The sequence below is a fragment of the Dechloromonas sp. H13 genome (genome assembly GCF_009469615.1).
Taxonomy (GTDB): Bacteria; Pseudomonadota; Gammaproteobacteria; order Burkholderiales; family Rhodocyclaceae; genus Azonexus.
Genome location: NZ_SSXX01000003.1, coordinates 130,878 through 146,265, shown reverse-complemented (window position 1 = coordinate 146,265; position 15,388 = coordinate 130,878). Strand labels below are relative to the sequence as shown.

General features: G+C 60.7%; 17 protein-coding genes and 1 pseudogene. 14 read left to right on the top strand and 4 right to left on the bottom strand.

What is annotated here, in order from left to right; translation table 11 throughout:
- Positions 1–2: 2 nt before the first annotated feature.
- From GH660_RS09060 to pcaC, 5 genes and pseudogenes are all read left to right on the top strand, one after another.
- On the top strand, positions 3–2,327 hold the full coding sequence (locus GH660_RS09060) for a hydantoinase B/oxoprolinase family protein (RefSeq protein WP_153146343.1): 2,325 nt from the start codon (positions 3–5) through the stop codon (positions 2,325–2,327).
- Between the two features lie 23 nt (positions 2,328–2,350).
- Positions 2,351–2,857, top strand: a complete 507-nt coding sequence (locus GH660_RS09055; RefSeq protein WP_153146342.1) for an acetone carboxylase subunit gamma — start codon at positions 2,351–2,353, stop codon at positions 2,855–2,857.
- Positions 2,858–2,941: 84 nt separating this feature from the next.
- A pseudogene (locus GH660_RS18205) lies at positions 2,942–3,616 on the top strand (CoA transferase subunit A); the annotation flags it as partial.
- A 57-nt stretch (positions 3,617–3,673) separates the two neighbouring features.
- Positions 3,674–4,333 (top strand): 3-oxoacid CoA-transferase subunit B, encoded by a 660-nt coding sequence (locus tag GH660_RS18200; protein WP_228276450.1) that lies wholly within the window; start codon positions 3,674–3,676, stop codon positions 4,331–4,333.
- A 207-nt stretch (positions 4,334–4,540) separates the two neighbouring features.
- Complete coding sequence (gene pcaC, locus GH660_RS09045) at positions 4,541–4,906, top strand: 4-carboxymuconolactone decarboxylase (RefSeq protein WP_153146340.1); 366 nt, start codon at positions 4,541–4,543, stop codon at positions 4,904–4,906.
- 501 nt (positions 4,907–5,407) lie between these two features.
- On the opposite strand, the gene GH660_RS09040 is transcribed toward pcaC, so the two are convergent.
- From GH660_RS09040 to GH660_RS09025, 4 genes are read right to left on the bottom strand one after another with little or no spacing between them, the layout of a single operon-like run.
- Entirely contained in the window at positions 5,408–6,730 is a 1,323-nt protein-coding gene (locus GH660_RS09040; RefSeq protein WP_153146339.1) for a ferric reductase-like transmembrane domain-containing protein, read from the bottom strand.
- 18 nt (positions 6,731–6,748) lie between these two features.
- Positions 6,749–7,141, bottom strand: a complete 393-nt coding sequence (locus GH660_RS09035; protein WP_153146338.1) for a PepSY domain-containing protein — start codon at positions 7,139–7,141, stop codon at positions 6,749–6,751.
- Positions 7,142–7,178: 37 nt separating this feature from the next.
- Complete coding sequence (locus GH660_RS09030) at positions 7,179–7,670, bottom strand: diheme cytochrome c (RefSeq protein WP_153146337.1); 492 nt, start codon at positions 7,668–7,670, stop codon at positions 7,179–7,181.
- A 21-nt stretch (positions 7,671–7,691) separates the two neighbouring features.
- Positions 7,692–8,093, bottom strand: a complete 402-nt coding sequence (locus GH660_RS09025; RefSeq protein WP_153146336.1) for a DUF1924 domain-containing protein — start codon at positions 8,091–8,093, stop codon at positions 7,692–7,694.
- A 136-nt stretch (positions 8,094–8,229) separates the two neighbouring features.
- On the opposite strand from GH660_RS09025, the gene GH660_RS09020 reads away from it, so the two are divergent.
- The 9 genes from GH660_RS09020 (at position 8,230) to GH660_RS08980 (ending at position 15,388) form a co-directional block, all read left to right on the top strand.
- Positions 8,230–8,607, top strand: coding sequence for a PepSY domain-containing protein (locus tag GH660_RS09020; protein ID WP_153146335.1), 378 nt, complete (start codon positions 8,230–8,232; stop codon positions 8,605–8,607).
- Positions 8,607–9,269: a response regulator transcription factor gene (locus tag GH660_RS09015; protein WP_153146334.1), complete on the top strand. Its 663-nt coding sequence runs from the start codon at positions 8,607–8,609 to the stop codon at positions 9,267–9,269. The genes GH660_RS09020 and GH660_RS09015 overlap by 1 nt, the downstream gene beginning before the upstream one ends.
- The gene (locus GH660_RS09010; protein WP_153146333.1) at positions 9,266–10,642 is read left to right on the top strand and encodes a sensor histidine kinase; all 1,377 of its coding nucleotides are present in this window, start codon (positions 9,266–9,268) and stop codon (positions 10,640–10,642) included. The genes GH660_RS09015 and GH660_RS09010 overlap by 4 nt, the downstream gene beginning before the upstream one ends.
- A 242-nt stretch (positions 10,643–10,884) precedes the next feature.
- Positions 10,885–11,364: a hypothetical protein gene (locus GH660_RS09005; RefSeq protein WP_228276428.1), complete on the top strand. Its 480-nt coding sequence runs from the start codon at positions 10,885–10,887 to the stop codon at positions 11,362–11,364.
- 545 nt (positions 11,365–11,909) lie between these two features.
- Positions 11,910–12,260, top strand: a complete 351-nt coding sequence (locus tag GH660_RS09000) for a thermonuclease family protein (RefSeq protein WP_228276427.1) — start codon at positions 11,910–11,912, stop codon at positions 12,258–12,260.
- A gap of 224 nt (positions 12,261–12,484) precedes the next feature.
- On the top strand, positions 12,485–14,014 hold the full coding sequence (istA, locus tag GH660_RS08995; RefSeq protein WP_153146332.1) for an IS21 family transposase: 1,530 nt from the start codon (positions 12,485–12,487) through the stop codon (positions 14,012–14,014).
- A 47-nt stretch (positions 14,015–14,061) separates the two neighbouring features.
- A complete protein-coding gene (gene istB / locus GH660_RS08990; protein WP_153146331.1) occupies positions 14,062–14,850 on the top strand; it encodes an IS21-like element helper ATPase IstB in 789 nt (262 codons plus the stop codon).
- 44 nt (positions 14,851–14,894) lie between these two features.
- The gene (locus tag GH660_RS18195) at positions 14,895–15,107 is read left to right on the top strand and encodes a thermonuclease family protein (RefSeq protein WP_153146330.1); all 213 of its coding nucleotides are present in this window, start codon (positions 14,895–14,897) and stop codon (positions 15,105–15,107) included.
- Positions 15,104–15,388: a DUF6794 domain-containing protein gene (locus GH660_RS08980; protein WP_153146329.1), complete on the top strand. Its 285-nt coding sequence runs from the start codon at positions 15,104–15,106 to the stop codon at positions 15,386–15,388. Before GH660_RS18195 ends, GH660_RS08980 begins: the two co-directional genes overlap by 4 nt.

Genomic DNA, 15,388 nt, shown 5'->3' with positions numbered 1-15,388 from the left:
CCATGAATATGATGAGCAAAAAAGAAATCGGTATCGGCAATCTGCTGAAAAGTGGCCTGACACTCAAGGAACATCGTGATGCGATCATCGAGCGCACCAAGACCACCGGTTACTACAACGGCCTGGAAAAACTCGAATTCCGTGACCACGACCCGATCGGCTACGAAAAGCTGTTCTCCAAACTGCGTGGCGGCCTTGTCCATGCCCGCGAGACGGCGAAAAAAATCGCCGCCAGCCCAATCGTCGAGCAAGAAGGCGAACTCTGCTTCACGCTCTACAACGCAGCTGGCGACTGCGTCCTGACCTCGACCGGGATCATCATTCACGTCGGCACCATGGGCGCGGCGATCAAGTACATGATCGAGAACAACTGGGAAGCCAATCCGACGATCAATCCCGGCGACATGTTCACCACCAACGACTGCGCCATCGGCAACGTGCACCCCTGTGACATCGCCACCATCGTGCCAATCTTCTGGGACGGCAAGTTGATTGGCTGGGTTGGCGGCGTCACCCACGTCATCGATACCGGCGCAGTCACCCCGGGGTCGATGTCAACGGGACAGACCCAGCGTTTCGGCGACGGCTACATGATCACTTGCCGCAAGACCGGTGTGAACGACGAGCCGTTGCGCGACTGGCTGCACGAATCGCAACGCTCGGTACGCACGCCGAAATACTGGATTCTCGACGAGAAAACCCGCATCGCCGGCTGCCACATGATTCGCGAGCTGGTCGAGGACGTCATCCGGGCCGACGGTCTGGAAGCCTACGAGAAGTTCTCGCACGAAGTCATCGAAGAAGGCCGCCGCGGCCTGATGGGCCGCATCAAGGCGATGACTCTGCCCGGCAAGTATCGCAAGGTGTCCTTTGTCGACGTTCCCTACAAGCACGAAGACGTGCAGGTTTCGAACGCCTTTGCCAAGCTGGATTCAATCATGCACTCGCCCTGCGAGATGACCATCAAACCAGACGGCAAATGGCGGCTCGATTTCGAAGGCGCCAGCCGCTGGGGCTGGCATACCTTCAATGCCCACCAGGTGGCCTTCACCTCGGGCATCTGGGTGATGATGTGCCAGACCCTGGTGCCGACCCAGCGCATCAACGATGGGGCCTACTATGCCACCGAGTTCCACCTGCCCAAGGGCAGCTGGTGCAATCCGGATGACCGCCGCACCGGCCACGCCTACGCCTGGCACTTCCTGGTCTCCGGTTGGGCGGCCTTGTGGCGCGGTTTGAGCCAGTCCTACTTCAGCCGCGGCTACCTGGAGGAGGTCAATGCCGGCAACGCCAATACCTCCAACTGGCTGCAGGGCGGCGGCATCAATCAGGACGGCGATATTCACGCGGTCAACAGCTTCGAAGCATCGAGCTGCGGGACCGGCGCCTGCGCCGTCAAGGACGGCCTGAATCACGCCGCTGCCATCTGGAATCCGGAAGGCGACATGGGCGACATCGAGATCTGGGAAATGGCAGAGCCGCTGTTGTACCTCGGCCGCAACGTGAAGGCCAATTCCGGCGGCTACGGCAAGTATCGTGGCGGCTGCGGCTTCGAGACGTTGCGCATGGTGTGGAATGCCCAGGACTGGACGATGTTCTTCATGGGCAACGGTTACATGAACAGCGACTGGGGCATGATGGGCGGCTACCCATCCGCCACCGGCTACCGTTTCGAAGCGCACAATACCGGTCTTGAGCAACGTATCGCGATCGGTGACTCGCTGCCGCTGGGCGGCGATCTCGACCCGAGCAGCCCCGACTATGAGCGTCACCTCGATGCCACGTCGACCGTCAAGCGGGACAAGCAGTGCATGACGACGGAGGATTGCTACGCCAATCATGATCTCTACCTGAACTACCTGCGCGGCGGTCCCGGCTTTGGCGATCCGATCGATCGTGACCCCAAGGCGATCGAGAACGACCTGAACCAGAAATTCCTGCTGCCGGAATATGCGCAAAAGGTTTATGGCGCGGTCTTAACGCAGGATGCCAAGGGCGTATTCACGGTCGATGCGGCCAAGACTCAGGCCCGGCGAGGCGAAATCCGCAAGGAACGTCTGGCCCGCGCCCTGCCAACCAGGGAGTGGATGAAAGCAGAACGCGAACGCATCCTCAACAAGCACGCCTCCATTCAGGTCAAGCATATGTTCGCGACCAGCTTCGCCCTGTCCAAGAAGTTTACCCAGGAGTTCAAGGAGTTCTGGAGTCTGCCGGACAGCTGGCAATTGCTGGAAGACGAATTGGGCGTACCCACCTACGGCTCCAAGCACCGCATGGATCTGTCATTGCTGCCGGACGTCACTACCGTCGTCCAGGTCGAAGAATAATCACCCTTATCAGGAGCTTGAACATGTCTACCTATACCAATGACCAGGTCGCCCACCTCGTCGAGGGCAGCCTCGACTGGGAAACCACCTTCCGCATGCTGTCCATGCCCAAGGACCATGGCCGCTTCGAGCAGTATCTGGCGGCCCTGCAGTCCAAGGTCAAGTTCAGCGACAAGATCATCCTGCCGCTCGGGCCGCACCTCTACATCGTGCAGCAAGCCAAGACCAAGCAGTGGGTCAACCAGTGCGATTGCGGTCACGTCTTTGGCGATTACCGTGAAAACTGGAAGCTGAACGCCCTAGTCTATGTTCGCCGGACGGAAGAGGCGATGACCGAGGTCTATCCCAAGTTGATGGCCCCCGACACTGAGTGGCAGGTCTACCGCGAGTACTACTGCCCCGAGTGCGGCGCCATGCACGATGTCGAGGCGCCGACCCCGTGGTATCCGGTGATCCACGATTTCGAGCCGGATATCGAAGCCTTCTACAAGGAATGGGTCAACCTGCCGGTTCCCGAACGGGCTGACTAAGACCTGAAACAGGCGAGGGCCGGTTTCTCCGGCGCTCGCCTGTCTTCGCTCGGTACAACAAAAATCATCAGGGGACTGCGCAAGATGAACAAGGTGTATGCAACCAGCCAGGCCGCCCTCGACGGCCTGCTTTTCGACGGCATGACCGTCGCTGCCGGCGGCTTCGGCCTGTGCGGCATTCCGGAAAACCTGATCGAGGGCCTGCTGCAGGCCGGCACCCGCGATCTGACCATTGTCGGCAACAATGCCGGGGTCGACGATTTCGGCATGGGGCCGCTGCTCAAGATGCGGCAGGTCAGCAAGGTCGTTGCGTCCTATGTTGGCGAAAACAAGGAGTTCGAACGCCAGGTTCTGGCTGGCGAACTGGAACTGGAACTGGTGCCGCAAGGCACTCTGGCCGAACGTCTACGCGCCGGCGGCGCCGGCATTCCCGGTTTCTACACGCGAACGGCCTACGGTACGCGCCTGGCCGAAGGCAAGGAAACCCGTCAATTCGACGGCAAGGACTACGTGCTGGAACCGGCCATCCAGGCCGACCTGGCGATCGTCAAGGCATGGAAGGGCGACCGGGCCGGTAACCTCGTCTTCCGCAAGACGGCACGCAACTTCAATCCGATGATCGCCACCTGCGGGTGCATCACGGTGGCCGAGGTCGAGGAACTGGTCGACGTTGGCGAACTTGACCCGGATCAGATCCACACGCCGGGCATCTACGTCGACCGGATCATCCAGGGCAGTGGCTATCAGAAGCGCATCGAGTTCCGCACCACCGCCGATGCCGCCACGCCGGGCAAGCACGATCCGGTGCGCGACCGAATGGCCCGCCGGGCGGCACAGGAACTACGCAACGGCTACTACGTCAACCTCGGCATCGGCATCCCGACGCTGGTCGCCAACTACATCCCCGAGGGGATTCATGTCACGCTGCAATCGGAAAACGGTTTGCTCGGCATCGGTCCCTTTCCCTCCAGCGAGCACGTCGACCCCGATCTGATCAATGCCGGCAAGCAGACCATCACCAGCATTCCCGGCAGTAGCTTTTTCTCCAGCGCCGATTCCTTCGCGATGATCCGCGGCGGCCATGTCGACCTGTCGATTCTCGGCGGACTGGAAGTGTCGGAAAACGGCGATCTGGCCAACTGGATGGTGCCAGGCAAGATGGTCAAGGGACCGGGCGGCGCCATGGACCTGGTCTCCGGTGTCGGGCGGGTCATTGTCCTGATGGAACACACTGCTAAGGACGGTTCCCCCAAGATCCTGCCTAAGTGCAGTTTGCCGCTGACCGGCAAGGAGGTCGTGGATATGATCATCACTGACCTCTGTGTATTTATCGTCAATGGCGGCGGTGGACTGACCCTGATCGAATTGCAACCCGGTGTCTCGGTGGATGAGGTTAGGGCGAAAACAGCATGCCCCTTCTTTGTTTCGCCAGGCCTCAGCGCACGCCATCTCACGGAGTTGGATGCCGTCTCATGAACACCGATCTGGTCAGGGTTGGCGCTGGTTTGGCTATGCTTGGCAATTGGCCTGTAACTTCAGATCAGGGCGGTAAGCTGTCGGATATTCAGTATCGCCATTCGCTCAGGTATCTGACTCGGGTCGAGTGCCGGCGCGCTGTTGAAGTGCTGCACGGCGACTTGGCAAAAAGGCGCTCGCCAACTGCCAACTCAAGGAGAAAGATCGATGACCGATGCGTATATCGAAGGGCTTGAAGTGCGCCGAAAGGTCATGGGTGACAAGTTCGTCGACACGGCCTTTGCAAATGCTACGGAATTCACCCGACCCTTACAGGATTTCATTACCGCTAATGCCTGGGGGTCCGTCTGGTGCCGCGACGGTATAGATTTGAAAACACGCAGCCTGATCACGTTAGCCATGCTCGCAGCGTTGGGGCGCCAACACGAATTGCGCGGGCATGTCCGGGGGGCGCTCAATAATGGCGCTTCCGCTGTGGAAATTCGGGAAATCCTCCTGCACGCTGCCGTCTATTGTGGTGTGCCGCTGGCGGCCGACGCCTTTCGGACTGCTGAGACGGTTCTTTCCGAATGAGGGGTTCTTCCCCAAAGGCCGACCTAAATTGGCACGGGTTGTCGAACAAGTGTCGGCGTAGTCCTCTCTATAGAGGCGCTTGCCGCCCCGATGGCCGGGTCAGTGTGCAGCCAAGTATCAATGGCTGCTCTATAGGACAGAGCGGACTGATACTTCACCGCATAGGAACGGCTGTTTTGGCCGAGGTGATGACACTGGGCTGACGCCCGGTGCGACCACTCCACTCTGATAGCTGTTGTTGAATCTCTGACGGATCGACCGGCCGCTGAGGGTCGGGACGCGAACTTGCCCTCTCCGAGCTCATCGCCGTAAAGCCGCCGTTGAAGTTTCGCTTCCTGGAAGCAGCCATTCGTCACTGAGCGCTGGCGACCCTGAAGAGACGGTCGGTCTTTCAACCCAACGTCGCCTTCGCAGCGACTGTTGTCCTTGGCTGGTAAAAATTGGCTCGCCTGTGAACGACGGGTTACTGAGTCGAGCAGTCGTACAGACCGATTAGAGGGGTCACCGCATTTCAAATGCTTCTTGATGAAAACTGAACCGGCCTTGTCCGATTCGTCCGAGTTCTTGTTTGAGTTTTTCGGCCAAGCCTTGTGGCCCGCAGAACCAGATTTCCAAACGGCGCGAGCCATTTAGCGTATCCGCCACATCGGCTGCGCTTAATGCTTCGCCCTGTTGGGCGCCATGAATGTGCAGACGGATTCCGGGCAAGGCGGCGCAGCTTGCCTCGAGGCGGGCGACAAAGGGATCATTGGTTCGATCACGGGTGCAGTAGTGGAGGTCCGCTGAAACCTGGCTCGGTGTCTGTTGCAAGGAGTCCAGCCAGGCCAGAAACGGCGTCACCCCGATCCCACCGGCAATCCAGATTTGTTGGGCGCTCGAATCCTGCCGGGCCATGTCGAAGCGACCATAAGGCCCCTCAACCTTGACGGCATGACCGACCTTCAGTCGCTTGCCCAGGGTGCGGGTGTAATCACCGAGCGCCTTGATCTGGAAACTGATGCTTCGATCACCCCGATCAGCACTGGCGATCGTGAATGGGTGAGCCCCCTCCTTTTCGTCGAAGGAAATGAATGCGAACTGACCAGGGCGATGACCTCGCCAGTTATTGTCGAGTTGGCACTTGACGGCAAGCACATCCGGGGAAGGTTGCTCGATGGCCGTCACTGTCCCGCTGGCGCGGCGTGCTCTCCCGATGCGACCCACCAGCGAGTACAGGGCGCCATAAATTCCGGCAACGCCAAGCAACGCGATGAGAATGCCGACTGGTTGGGTCCAGTAATCTGTCGGAGCGAGCATAGCTGCATGCAGCGCCAGCATCAGATAAAGCACAGGCATTGCCTGATGCACTACCCGCCAGGTTTTATAGGGAAACCGCTTCCATAAGGTGATGACCAGCATTGCCAGTACAAGATAAAACGCCCACTCCCCCATGTCCTTCGCTAGGTCGCGCATCACTTCCAGGAAGCCGGTGAATTGCTCCTTGGGTATGCGGCCTTCGCGTCCGACCATCGCTTTCAGAATGTCTCCGACGATTTCCTCTACCAGCCAATGCACTACGGCGAAGCTCACCGCGAGTATGCCGGCCCATTTATGGGTCCGATAGACTCGATCCATACCGCCCAGCGGGGTTTCGAGCCAAGCGGGACGTGTGGACAAAAACATCGCCAGCGACATCAAAGCGATCGATAGCAGCCCACTCAGATAGAGCGCTTCCTGCCGGATTACCCATGGCAGAGTGCCGCCACTGCTTCCACCTGTGGCAAGCACATCCATTCCCCAAGCCAGTGAGACGATGGCGAGTAGCGAGCCGAGCAAGAATTTCATGTCAGAACTCCTGATGGATCATTTTCCAGCGGCAGGTTGAATGGTTCCCGGTTGGGGCAAGTCATCACGGCAGCGTCGCTCGTTGCAGTCAGCAGAACTGCGCTGATTGCTCTTCGCATGGCCACCGTCGTATTTGTCACGCTGCCGCTGGTCGATGACCTCGCCAGTTTGGGGATGCACATACAGCTTGATCCGCCGGCCCGCCTGGTCGGCGGCCTTGACCTCATAGCTGCCGCCTTCACGTTCGATCTTCTCGATATTTCGATAACCGGCAGATTCCAATCTGGCGGCCACTTCGGGAATCGATAGCCATCTCGCCGTGTCGTTTTTGGCAGAGCGGACATCCTGGGCATGACTCGAAACTGAGACGAAAACTGTGGCAAGCAGTGCAGTGATGGTTAATGGTCGCATGGTGAAATCCTCCTACTCAGGAAAGCGTCTGAAATAGTCATTCTTCGTAATAGCCTTGTTCTGCTGCGGTATGGCAGGCGACACAGTTCGCTTTGGTGCGTACCTCCTTGTGGCGCCACTCCCAGTCGGGCACTTTGCGATGTTCGCTCACCCATTTGGGCAATTCCGTGATGCGCTGTGGAGCAGCCCCGGTGGCCACGCCCTTGAGCAATTTGCTGCTGTAGCGCTGGCCCCCCGCATCACCTGCATTGGCAACGAGATAGTTCGTAATCTTCTCGGCGGCGGCCGGATCGAGGCTGGCGTTATCTCCGAAATGCTTGTCCAACTCGCCCATCATGCGCTGCCAGGATCGCGCCGGGAGCATCGAGGGTGCAAAGGCCAGATGGCAACTTCCACACTCTTCTTTGACGACTGGATTGGCCACCGGGGCAAAGTAATGGCGGTCACCGGCCAGGGCACGGGCTAATACAAGGGCAGAAAAAGCCAAGGTCACGAGGCCGATGGCAAGTGGGCGATAGGGAATGCGCACGGGAGTCTCCTTTGAATGGGATTACTGACCAATCACGAAGGTGAGCCAGTCACCCTTCTCCTGCGGGGTACATTCGCGCCCCAATACTTCGGTGCAATTGCGCTTGAACCACTTTTCGACCTTGGCCGGATCGGTATAACGCATTGGCATCACCGACACGGCAACCGGTTCGATGGTCTTGCCGGTCAGCGCCCGGCCGGCCCCCCGGGTGTCCTTGCCGTGACAGGTTGTACATGAAGGCGTGTCAGGCTTCCCACCAGAAAAGCTCTGGGTATGTAAGGTTTGCCCACGTGCTGCTGAAAAGCTCGTTGCCTTGGCGGCTGCGGCATACTGGGTTAGCAAATCTTCGCGCGGACCGGCGAGTGTCGCGGTGCTGAGTATCATGGCGACAATTCCTGAGGTGACGAACAACATGTTCTTCATGCGTTTCTCCTTGCGGTTATCGGACTGTGGAGCGCACTTTGCGCCTCCCTGTCTGAATGAAGGCTGAATCGCTTGTTCATCCTGCGTTCATATTCAAAGCGCTAAAAGATCAGACTGGAAAACTGCGGAGTTGAGTATGTCGTCGAGAATCACCACCCAATCGCGCCGCACACTGACAGGCTTGTTCATTTGGATAATGGTGGCAATGTTGGGTACGGGAGTCAGTTACGCAGCAGATAACGCTGACCATGAACGTGCCCGCCAAGCCGTCGAGGCGGGGGACGTGCTGCCCTTGCGCACGATTCTTGATCGGGTCGAACGCGACTATCCCGGCAAGGTCATGGAAGTTGAACTCGACCGCGAAAAGGGTGAGTGGGTTTATGAAATCAAGTTATTGCGCAAGGGAGGCGCCTTGATGAAGCTGAAAATTCAGGCTCGAGATGGCACCATCCTCGGTTTCAAGGAGAAGCCGGGCAAACCGCATAAACCACACGAGCAAGGAGAGCCCCGCTAATGCGCATTCTGGTCGTCGAAGATGAGCCGACGCTGGCGGCACAGCTGGTCGAAGGCATCCAATCGGTCGGCTATGTCGTGGATGTCGCCCACAACGGAGTCGATGGTCATTTCATGGGGGAGACCGAACCCTACGATGCCATCGTCCTCGACATCGGCCTGCCGCAGATGGATGGCATCACGGTTCTCAAGAAATGGCGTACGGCAGGTCGTACTTTACCGGTGTTGATCCTGACGGCACGCGATACCTGGCGGGAGAAAGTGGCCGGCATCGATGCCGGCGCGGACGACTACCTGACCAAGCCTTTTCACATGGAAGAGCTCCTGGCGAGGCTCCGGGCCCTGATTCGCCGTGCGGGCGGCCATGCCAGTACCGAGTTGGTTTGCGGTCCGCTGACACTGGATACCCGTACTAGCCGTGTCAGTGTGGATGGAACTGCCCTGACGCTGACGAGCCATGAATACCGCGTTCTCGCTTACCTGATGCACCATCCGGGTGAAATCGTCTCCCGTGCGGAGCTGACCGAACATATTTACGCGCAGGATTTCGATCGTGATTCGAATACGGTCGAGGTATTTATCGCGCGCTTGCGCAAGAAACTGCCACCGGGCCTGATCGAAACCGTGCGCGGATTGGGCTACCGGCTCAACAAAGCACAATGAACTTTGCCTTCTTACGCAACTCCCTGCGTATACGTCTCTTGGCGGGCACGCTCGTCTGGATCGTCATTTCGATTCTGGTTGCGGGCTGGGGGCTTGGCCAACTCTTTCATCAGCATGTCGAAGCCCAGTTCGATGTGGAACTGAAGAATCATCTGGATCAGCTAACAGCCCAACTAATTCTCGATGAGCAGAATCAGGCCCAGGTTCGATTGCTTCCGAGTGACCCGCGCCTTAACAAGCCCCTGTCCGGCCTGTATTGGCAGATCGATCGCATCCCCGCTGCGGATGAGCAACCCGTCAAGGCTGTTTTGCGTTCCCGCTCACTGTGGGATGAAACATTGACGGTCCCGGCCGATACCCCGGCGGACGGAGAGATTCATCAGCATCGGATTGAAGGCCCCCAAGGAGTTGCTCTAAGAGTGGTGGAACGCACCGTCACCATTGACACTCACTCCCTGAGGTTGATGACTGCGGCCAATGAAAGTCTGATGACAGTGCCTGTCGAGGACTTCAAAGGCCATCTTTGGATGGCGCTGGGCATACTTGGAATGGGATTGACGCTCGCCGCTTTGATGCAGGTATTCGTCGGGCTTGCTCCACTACGTAGCATGCAAAACGCCCTAGGGCGTGTCCGGCACGGAGATGCCCGAAACATGGAAGGCACCTTCCCGAACGAGATCATGCCGCTGGTGAATGAGTTCAACACGGTGCTGGCGCAAAACGCTGAAGTGGTCGAGCGTGCCCGAACGCAAGCCGGCAACCTTGCCCATGCGCTTAAAACGCCGCTGAGCGTCCTCGCCAATGCCGCCAATGCTCCCAAGAAGGGAGATGACGACTTGGCACGTCTGGTCGCATCGCAAGTCGATGCCGTGCGCAAGCAGGTCGATTACCACCTGAGCCGGGCACAGGCTGCCGCATCGGTACAAGTTCCTGGCATACGCACCGCCGTTGAGCCTGTCATCCAGGGACTGGTGCGGGTCATGCAGCGGGTGCATGCAGACCGCCAGCTTGAGTTTGTCGTGCATCCTGATCAAGCCAATCTGGCATTCCGTGGTGAAGAACAGGATTTACAGGAAATGCTGGGGAATCTGATCGATAACGCGTCGAAGTGGGCCAGATCACGGATCGAGATTCAAGTCTCGGACGAGTCTGGCAAACTCCGGGTGAGCATCGATGACGACGGCAAGGGCATAGCCGAGACCGAATGCGATCATGTACTCAAACGAGGGGTTCGCGCGGATGAGCAGGTTCCCGGTACGGGTCTGGGGCTTGCCATAACCGCCGACTTGGCGCGAATGTACGGTGGTGATTTGGTGTTGGCTAAATCCTCATTGGGCGGGCTTCAAGTCTCGTTGATACTGCCGGCAGTTTGACTCTCACCATTGCACTCGCCAGACTGAAGATGGCGCCGTGGGGTTTGCTTATCACCCCAGGCAACACGGTAGTTTTCGGTAGAAGTGAACCAGCATTTTGTTGTTGCACACACTGGGTTGTTTGTTCATCCGGCGTTCAGCTTCGATGAGCATAATTGGCCAAGCTGAAGAAGCGATATCGTCGGAATCATTGCCAATTGAGTGCTCCCATCAACCATCATCTGTTCTGGAGAATCACACCCATGAAACCCTACCTTCTGACCGCCCTGACTGTGCTGACCCTTGCCGCTACCGGCCCATCCTTCGCAGCGAACGAAGCCCACGACCATGGCCACGGCACGACGTCCGCCACCTTGCAACTCAACGCCGGCAAGAAATGGGAAACGGACGCCCCGCTGCGCAAGTCCATGGGCGAAATTCGCCAGTCGATGGCATCCTCACTGCACGCGATTCATGAGAACAAGCTGTCGTCCAAGGGCTACGGGGCGTTGGCGAAAAAAGTGGAGGATGCAGTTGGCAATATGGTTGCCAACTGCAAGCTCGGCACCCAGGCCGATGAGCAGTTGCACCTCATCATCGCCGACCTGCTCGCCGGCGCCGAACAAATGGCGGGCAAGGTGAAGCAGGCCAAGCGCATGGACGGTGCGGTCAAGGTTATCGGTGCGCTCGACAACTACGGCAAGTATTTCGACGACCCAGGTTTCCAGCCAATCGCGCACTGAAAGCCGGGGCGGGACGCGACAACCTGCCGTCCCGCCGGCGCCGACTATTTACGTAAGATCGGCCATACTTCAGGTAACTGGCACATTGCTGCCCAAGTTTGGCCACAGGCCCAATGACCGCCCTGGCCGATATGTGTGAATAGGGTATCCGGCAGGTTTCAGAGTTGAGCAGCCCTTTGACCGGCAGCTTACTGCCGAGGACAAACTACCGCTTCTGGCCGGGTACTGAAATTCTCCCCATCAATTTGGACGCCTAAAAGCAGCCGTTCAGCGGGGTCGGACGCAGAATTTTCAAATGTAACCGCCACGGACAGCTAATGGCCGGATGCTGCCGGCTGCGGCAGGTGATCATTGTCGTCAGTCAGCATAATCACCTCGCGGGACTGCCCGCCCAACACCATCAGAATCCACAAGTTTCAACTCATTTCGAGCATCCATGACGTCGTTCAGATCGTCAGGGATAAAATGACCACATGTTGATGGAAGTTGCCCGTCTTGGCATCACAGGTGCGAGGAGAACAAAGATTCAGGCGAGAAAACTGCTGATGTCCACGATGCTGGTCGCGAGCGTCTCCGTCCACGCAGCGACACTCAGCGGCACCGTGGTGGGCGTTTCCGACGGGGACACGATCACCGTGCTGGATGCCAACCGCGAACAACACAAGATCCGGGTTGCCGGTATCGATGCGCCCGAGAAGGCGCAGCCATTTGGGCAGCGCTCGAAGAGGTCCCTGTCGACGCTCGTGTTCGGCAAGGATGTCGACGTCCAGTGGAGCAAGCGGGACCGCTACCGAAGGATCGTCGGCAAGGTGCTGGTTACCGATCCGACCTGCCAGAGGCAGTGTCCGAAGACGCTAGATGCCGGCCTCGCGCAAGTGTCACCGACCGGCACATAGGAGCCACTTGATGATCGGCACAATGGAGCCAGGGCGTGACCGGCACATTGGAGCCACCCCGTGATCGGCGTAATGGAGCCACCCACGGATCGGCACATTGGCGCCAGCGCCGGATCGGCGTAATGGAGCCAGTCTCACTCTGACGGACGTCTCGACCTTTCGCGGCCCACCGCTACCCTGCCGGGTTTGGCAGGAGGAAGCCGGTGGCCCGCAGGAGCATCGAGATGCACGAGTACCGCCAGGCCCTGATGCGTTTGCGTCAGGGCGATTCGGAGCGCGAGATTGCCCGCTCCGGTTTGATGGGCCGCGCCAAGGCGGCCCGCTTCCGAACGCTGGCCCAGGCCCAGGGCTGGCTTGAGCCCAGCCGCCCCTTGCCGCCGGACGCCGAGATCGCCGCCGTGCTGGCGCCCCCGCGCCTGCCGGCCTCGGCCCAGTCGGCCCTCAGCGCCTACCGCCCCCTTGTCGGGCGCTGGCTCGGCCAGGGTGTCTCGGGGGTGGCGATCCACGCCGCGCTGGTGCGCGAGCACGGCTTCACCGGCCACTACTCCAGCGTCCGCCGCCTGATCGGCGCCATCGGGCGGGACCTTCCGCCCGACACCACGGTGCGCCTCTCCTTCGATCCCGGCGAGGCGGCCCAGGTGGACTTCGGCGCCGGCCCCGAGCTGGTCGATGCCGCCACCGGCGAACTTCGCCGCACCTGGGCCTTCGTGATGACCCTCGCCTTCTCGCGCCACCAGTACGTGGAGTTCGTGTGGGACCAGAGCGTGCGCACCTGGCTCGGCTGCCACCAGCGCGCTTTCGAGTGGTTCGGTGCGGTGCCGGCGCGGCTGATCATCGACAACGCCAAGTGCGCCATCACCCGCGCCTGCGCCCGCGACCCCGAGGTGCAGCGGGCCTACGCCGAGTGCGCGGAGGGCTACGGCTTCCGGATCGATGCCTGCCCGCCGCGGGACCCGCAGAAGAAAGGCATCGTCGAGGCCGGGGTGAAGTACGTGAAGGGCAACTTCCTGCCCACCCGCCGCTTTCGCGATCTGGCGGATCTCAACGCCCAGGTGCGCGAGTGGGTCTTGCAGGTGGCCGGGCAGCGGACGCACGGCACGACGCGGGTGAGGCCGCTGGAGAGCTTTGCGGTGGAACGCGCATTGCTCCTGCCGCTGCCGGCGGTGCCGCCGGATCTGGGCAGCTGGCAGCAGGTGACGGTGCATCGGGACTGCCACGTGAGTTTCGAGCGCGGGCTCTACTCGGTGCCCTTCACGCTGGTGGGCAAGCGCCTGTGGCTGCGCGCCACCGACAGCGTGGTGACGGTGTATCAGGACTTCCAGCCGGTGGCCGTCCATGCCCGTAGCCGCCGGGCCGGTGAGCGGCGCACCGTCACCGACCACCTGCCGCCGGAGGCCCGAGCCTTCTTCGCCCATGACCGCGCCTGGTGTCTGCAGCAGGCCGCCGGGGTCGGGCCGGCCTGTGCCCGGCTGATCGAGCGGCTCCTCTCGGACCGCGTCTCCGAGCGCCTGCGGGCGGCCCAGGGGGTGCTGCACCTGAAGGCCAAGTACGGCGCCGAGCGGCTCGAGGCGGCCTGCGAGCGGGCCCTGGCGCACGACAGCCCGCACTACCGCACCGTCAAGACCATCCTCGCCGGGGGGCACGATCTGGCGCCCGCCGCGGGGCCGGTCAGCAGCGCGCCCTACGCCGGCGGGGCCCGCTTCGTCCGCGGCGCCGCCGATCTCTTCGCCGACGAACCCCCTTCGATTCACTGACCCCCAAGACGCCATCCCGGCGTCTTTACCTACCAAGGAGCTTCACCATGAACCCCGCCACCGAACTGGCCCCGCAGCTCAAGCAGCTGCGCCTCTCGGGCATCCTCGACTCGCTCGATGCGCGCAACCGCCAGGCGATCGACGCCAAGCTCGCCTACACCGAGTTCCTCGCCCTACTGGTTCAGGACGAGCTGGCCCGGCGCGAGCAGAAGAAGTTCGCCACCCGGCTGCGCCGCGCGGCCTTCCGCGCCACCAAGACGCTGGAGGGCTTCGAGTTCGACCGGCTGCCCTCGACCAACCGGGCGCTGGTCCATGACCTCGCTACCGGCCGCTACATCCACGAGAAGGCCCCGGTGCTCATCGTGGGCCCCTGCGGCACCGGCAAGAGCCACCTGGCGCAGGCGCTCGGGCACTGCGCGGTGCGCCAGGGGCAGGACGTGGTCTTTGCGTCCTGCGCCCAGCTGCTCGCGAGCCTCAACGCGGCCCGGGCCATCGGCAACTACGAGAGAAAGCTCCAGCAGCTGGCCCGCGTGCCGCTGCTGATCATCGACGACTTTGGCCTGAAGCCGCTGCGCGCCCCGGCCGACGAGGATCTGCACGACCTGATCGCCGAGCGCTACGAGCAGGCCGCCACCGTCGTCACCAGCAACCTCGACTTCACCGAGTGGGACCAGGCCTTCCCGGGCAACCGCCTGCTGGCTTCCGCCACCGTCGATCGGCTGCGCCACAACGCTTATTGCCTGACCCTCGACGGGGCGTCCTACCGGGCGCCGCGGCAGGGGCCGAACAAGGCCAAAACGACGCTTGCCAGCACCCCGAAAAACAACCACTCTTGAACCCCCGAAGACGTCCCTCAGAGACGATTCAAACTGGCTCCTATATGCCGGTCAGCGGTGGCTCTATTGTGGCGGTCAGTGACACGCAAGTGACCGCCGGGCTTGCGTGGTGGTACCGAAAGTACGCCAAGGAACAATCCGCCGAGGATGCGCAGCGCTACGAGCTCGCTGAGCAGGAGGCACGTTCCCATCGTGCCGGCCTGTGGTCGGACGGACAGCCTATGCCGCCGTGGGATTGGCGAAAGGCGGCGCGATGAGTCACAAGCTGCAATGGCCGGAAACCGTCGATCAAGCGGTCGGCGTGTTGCTGGGCCTGCTGCCAGATGGTGAAAAGGCCAAGATCGCCGCCATGTCGCAGGACGACTTGGTCGCATTGCACTTGGGCATGGGCATGTGGATTCGGAACAACTTGGGGCTGTGGTCGGAGAACAGTGCCCTGCTGCAATCGGCCCGCGCGCAAAACCCTGACGATGCCTCTGTCGTGATCATCGAAGCCCTGTGGCGGCGCTTGCGGGAAGCGACCCCGAAGGTGCATTGA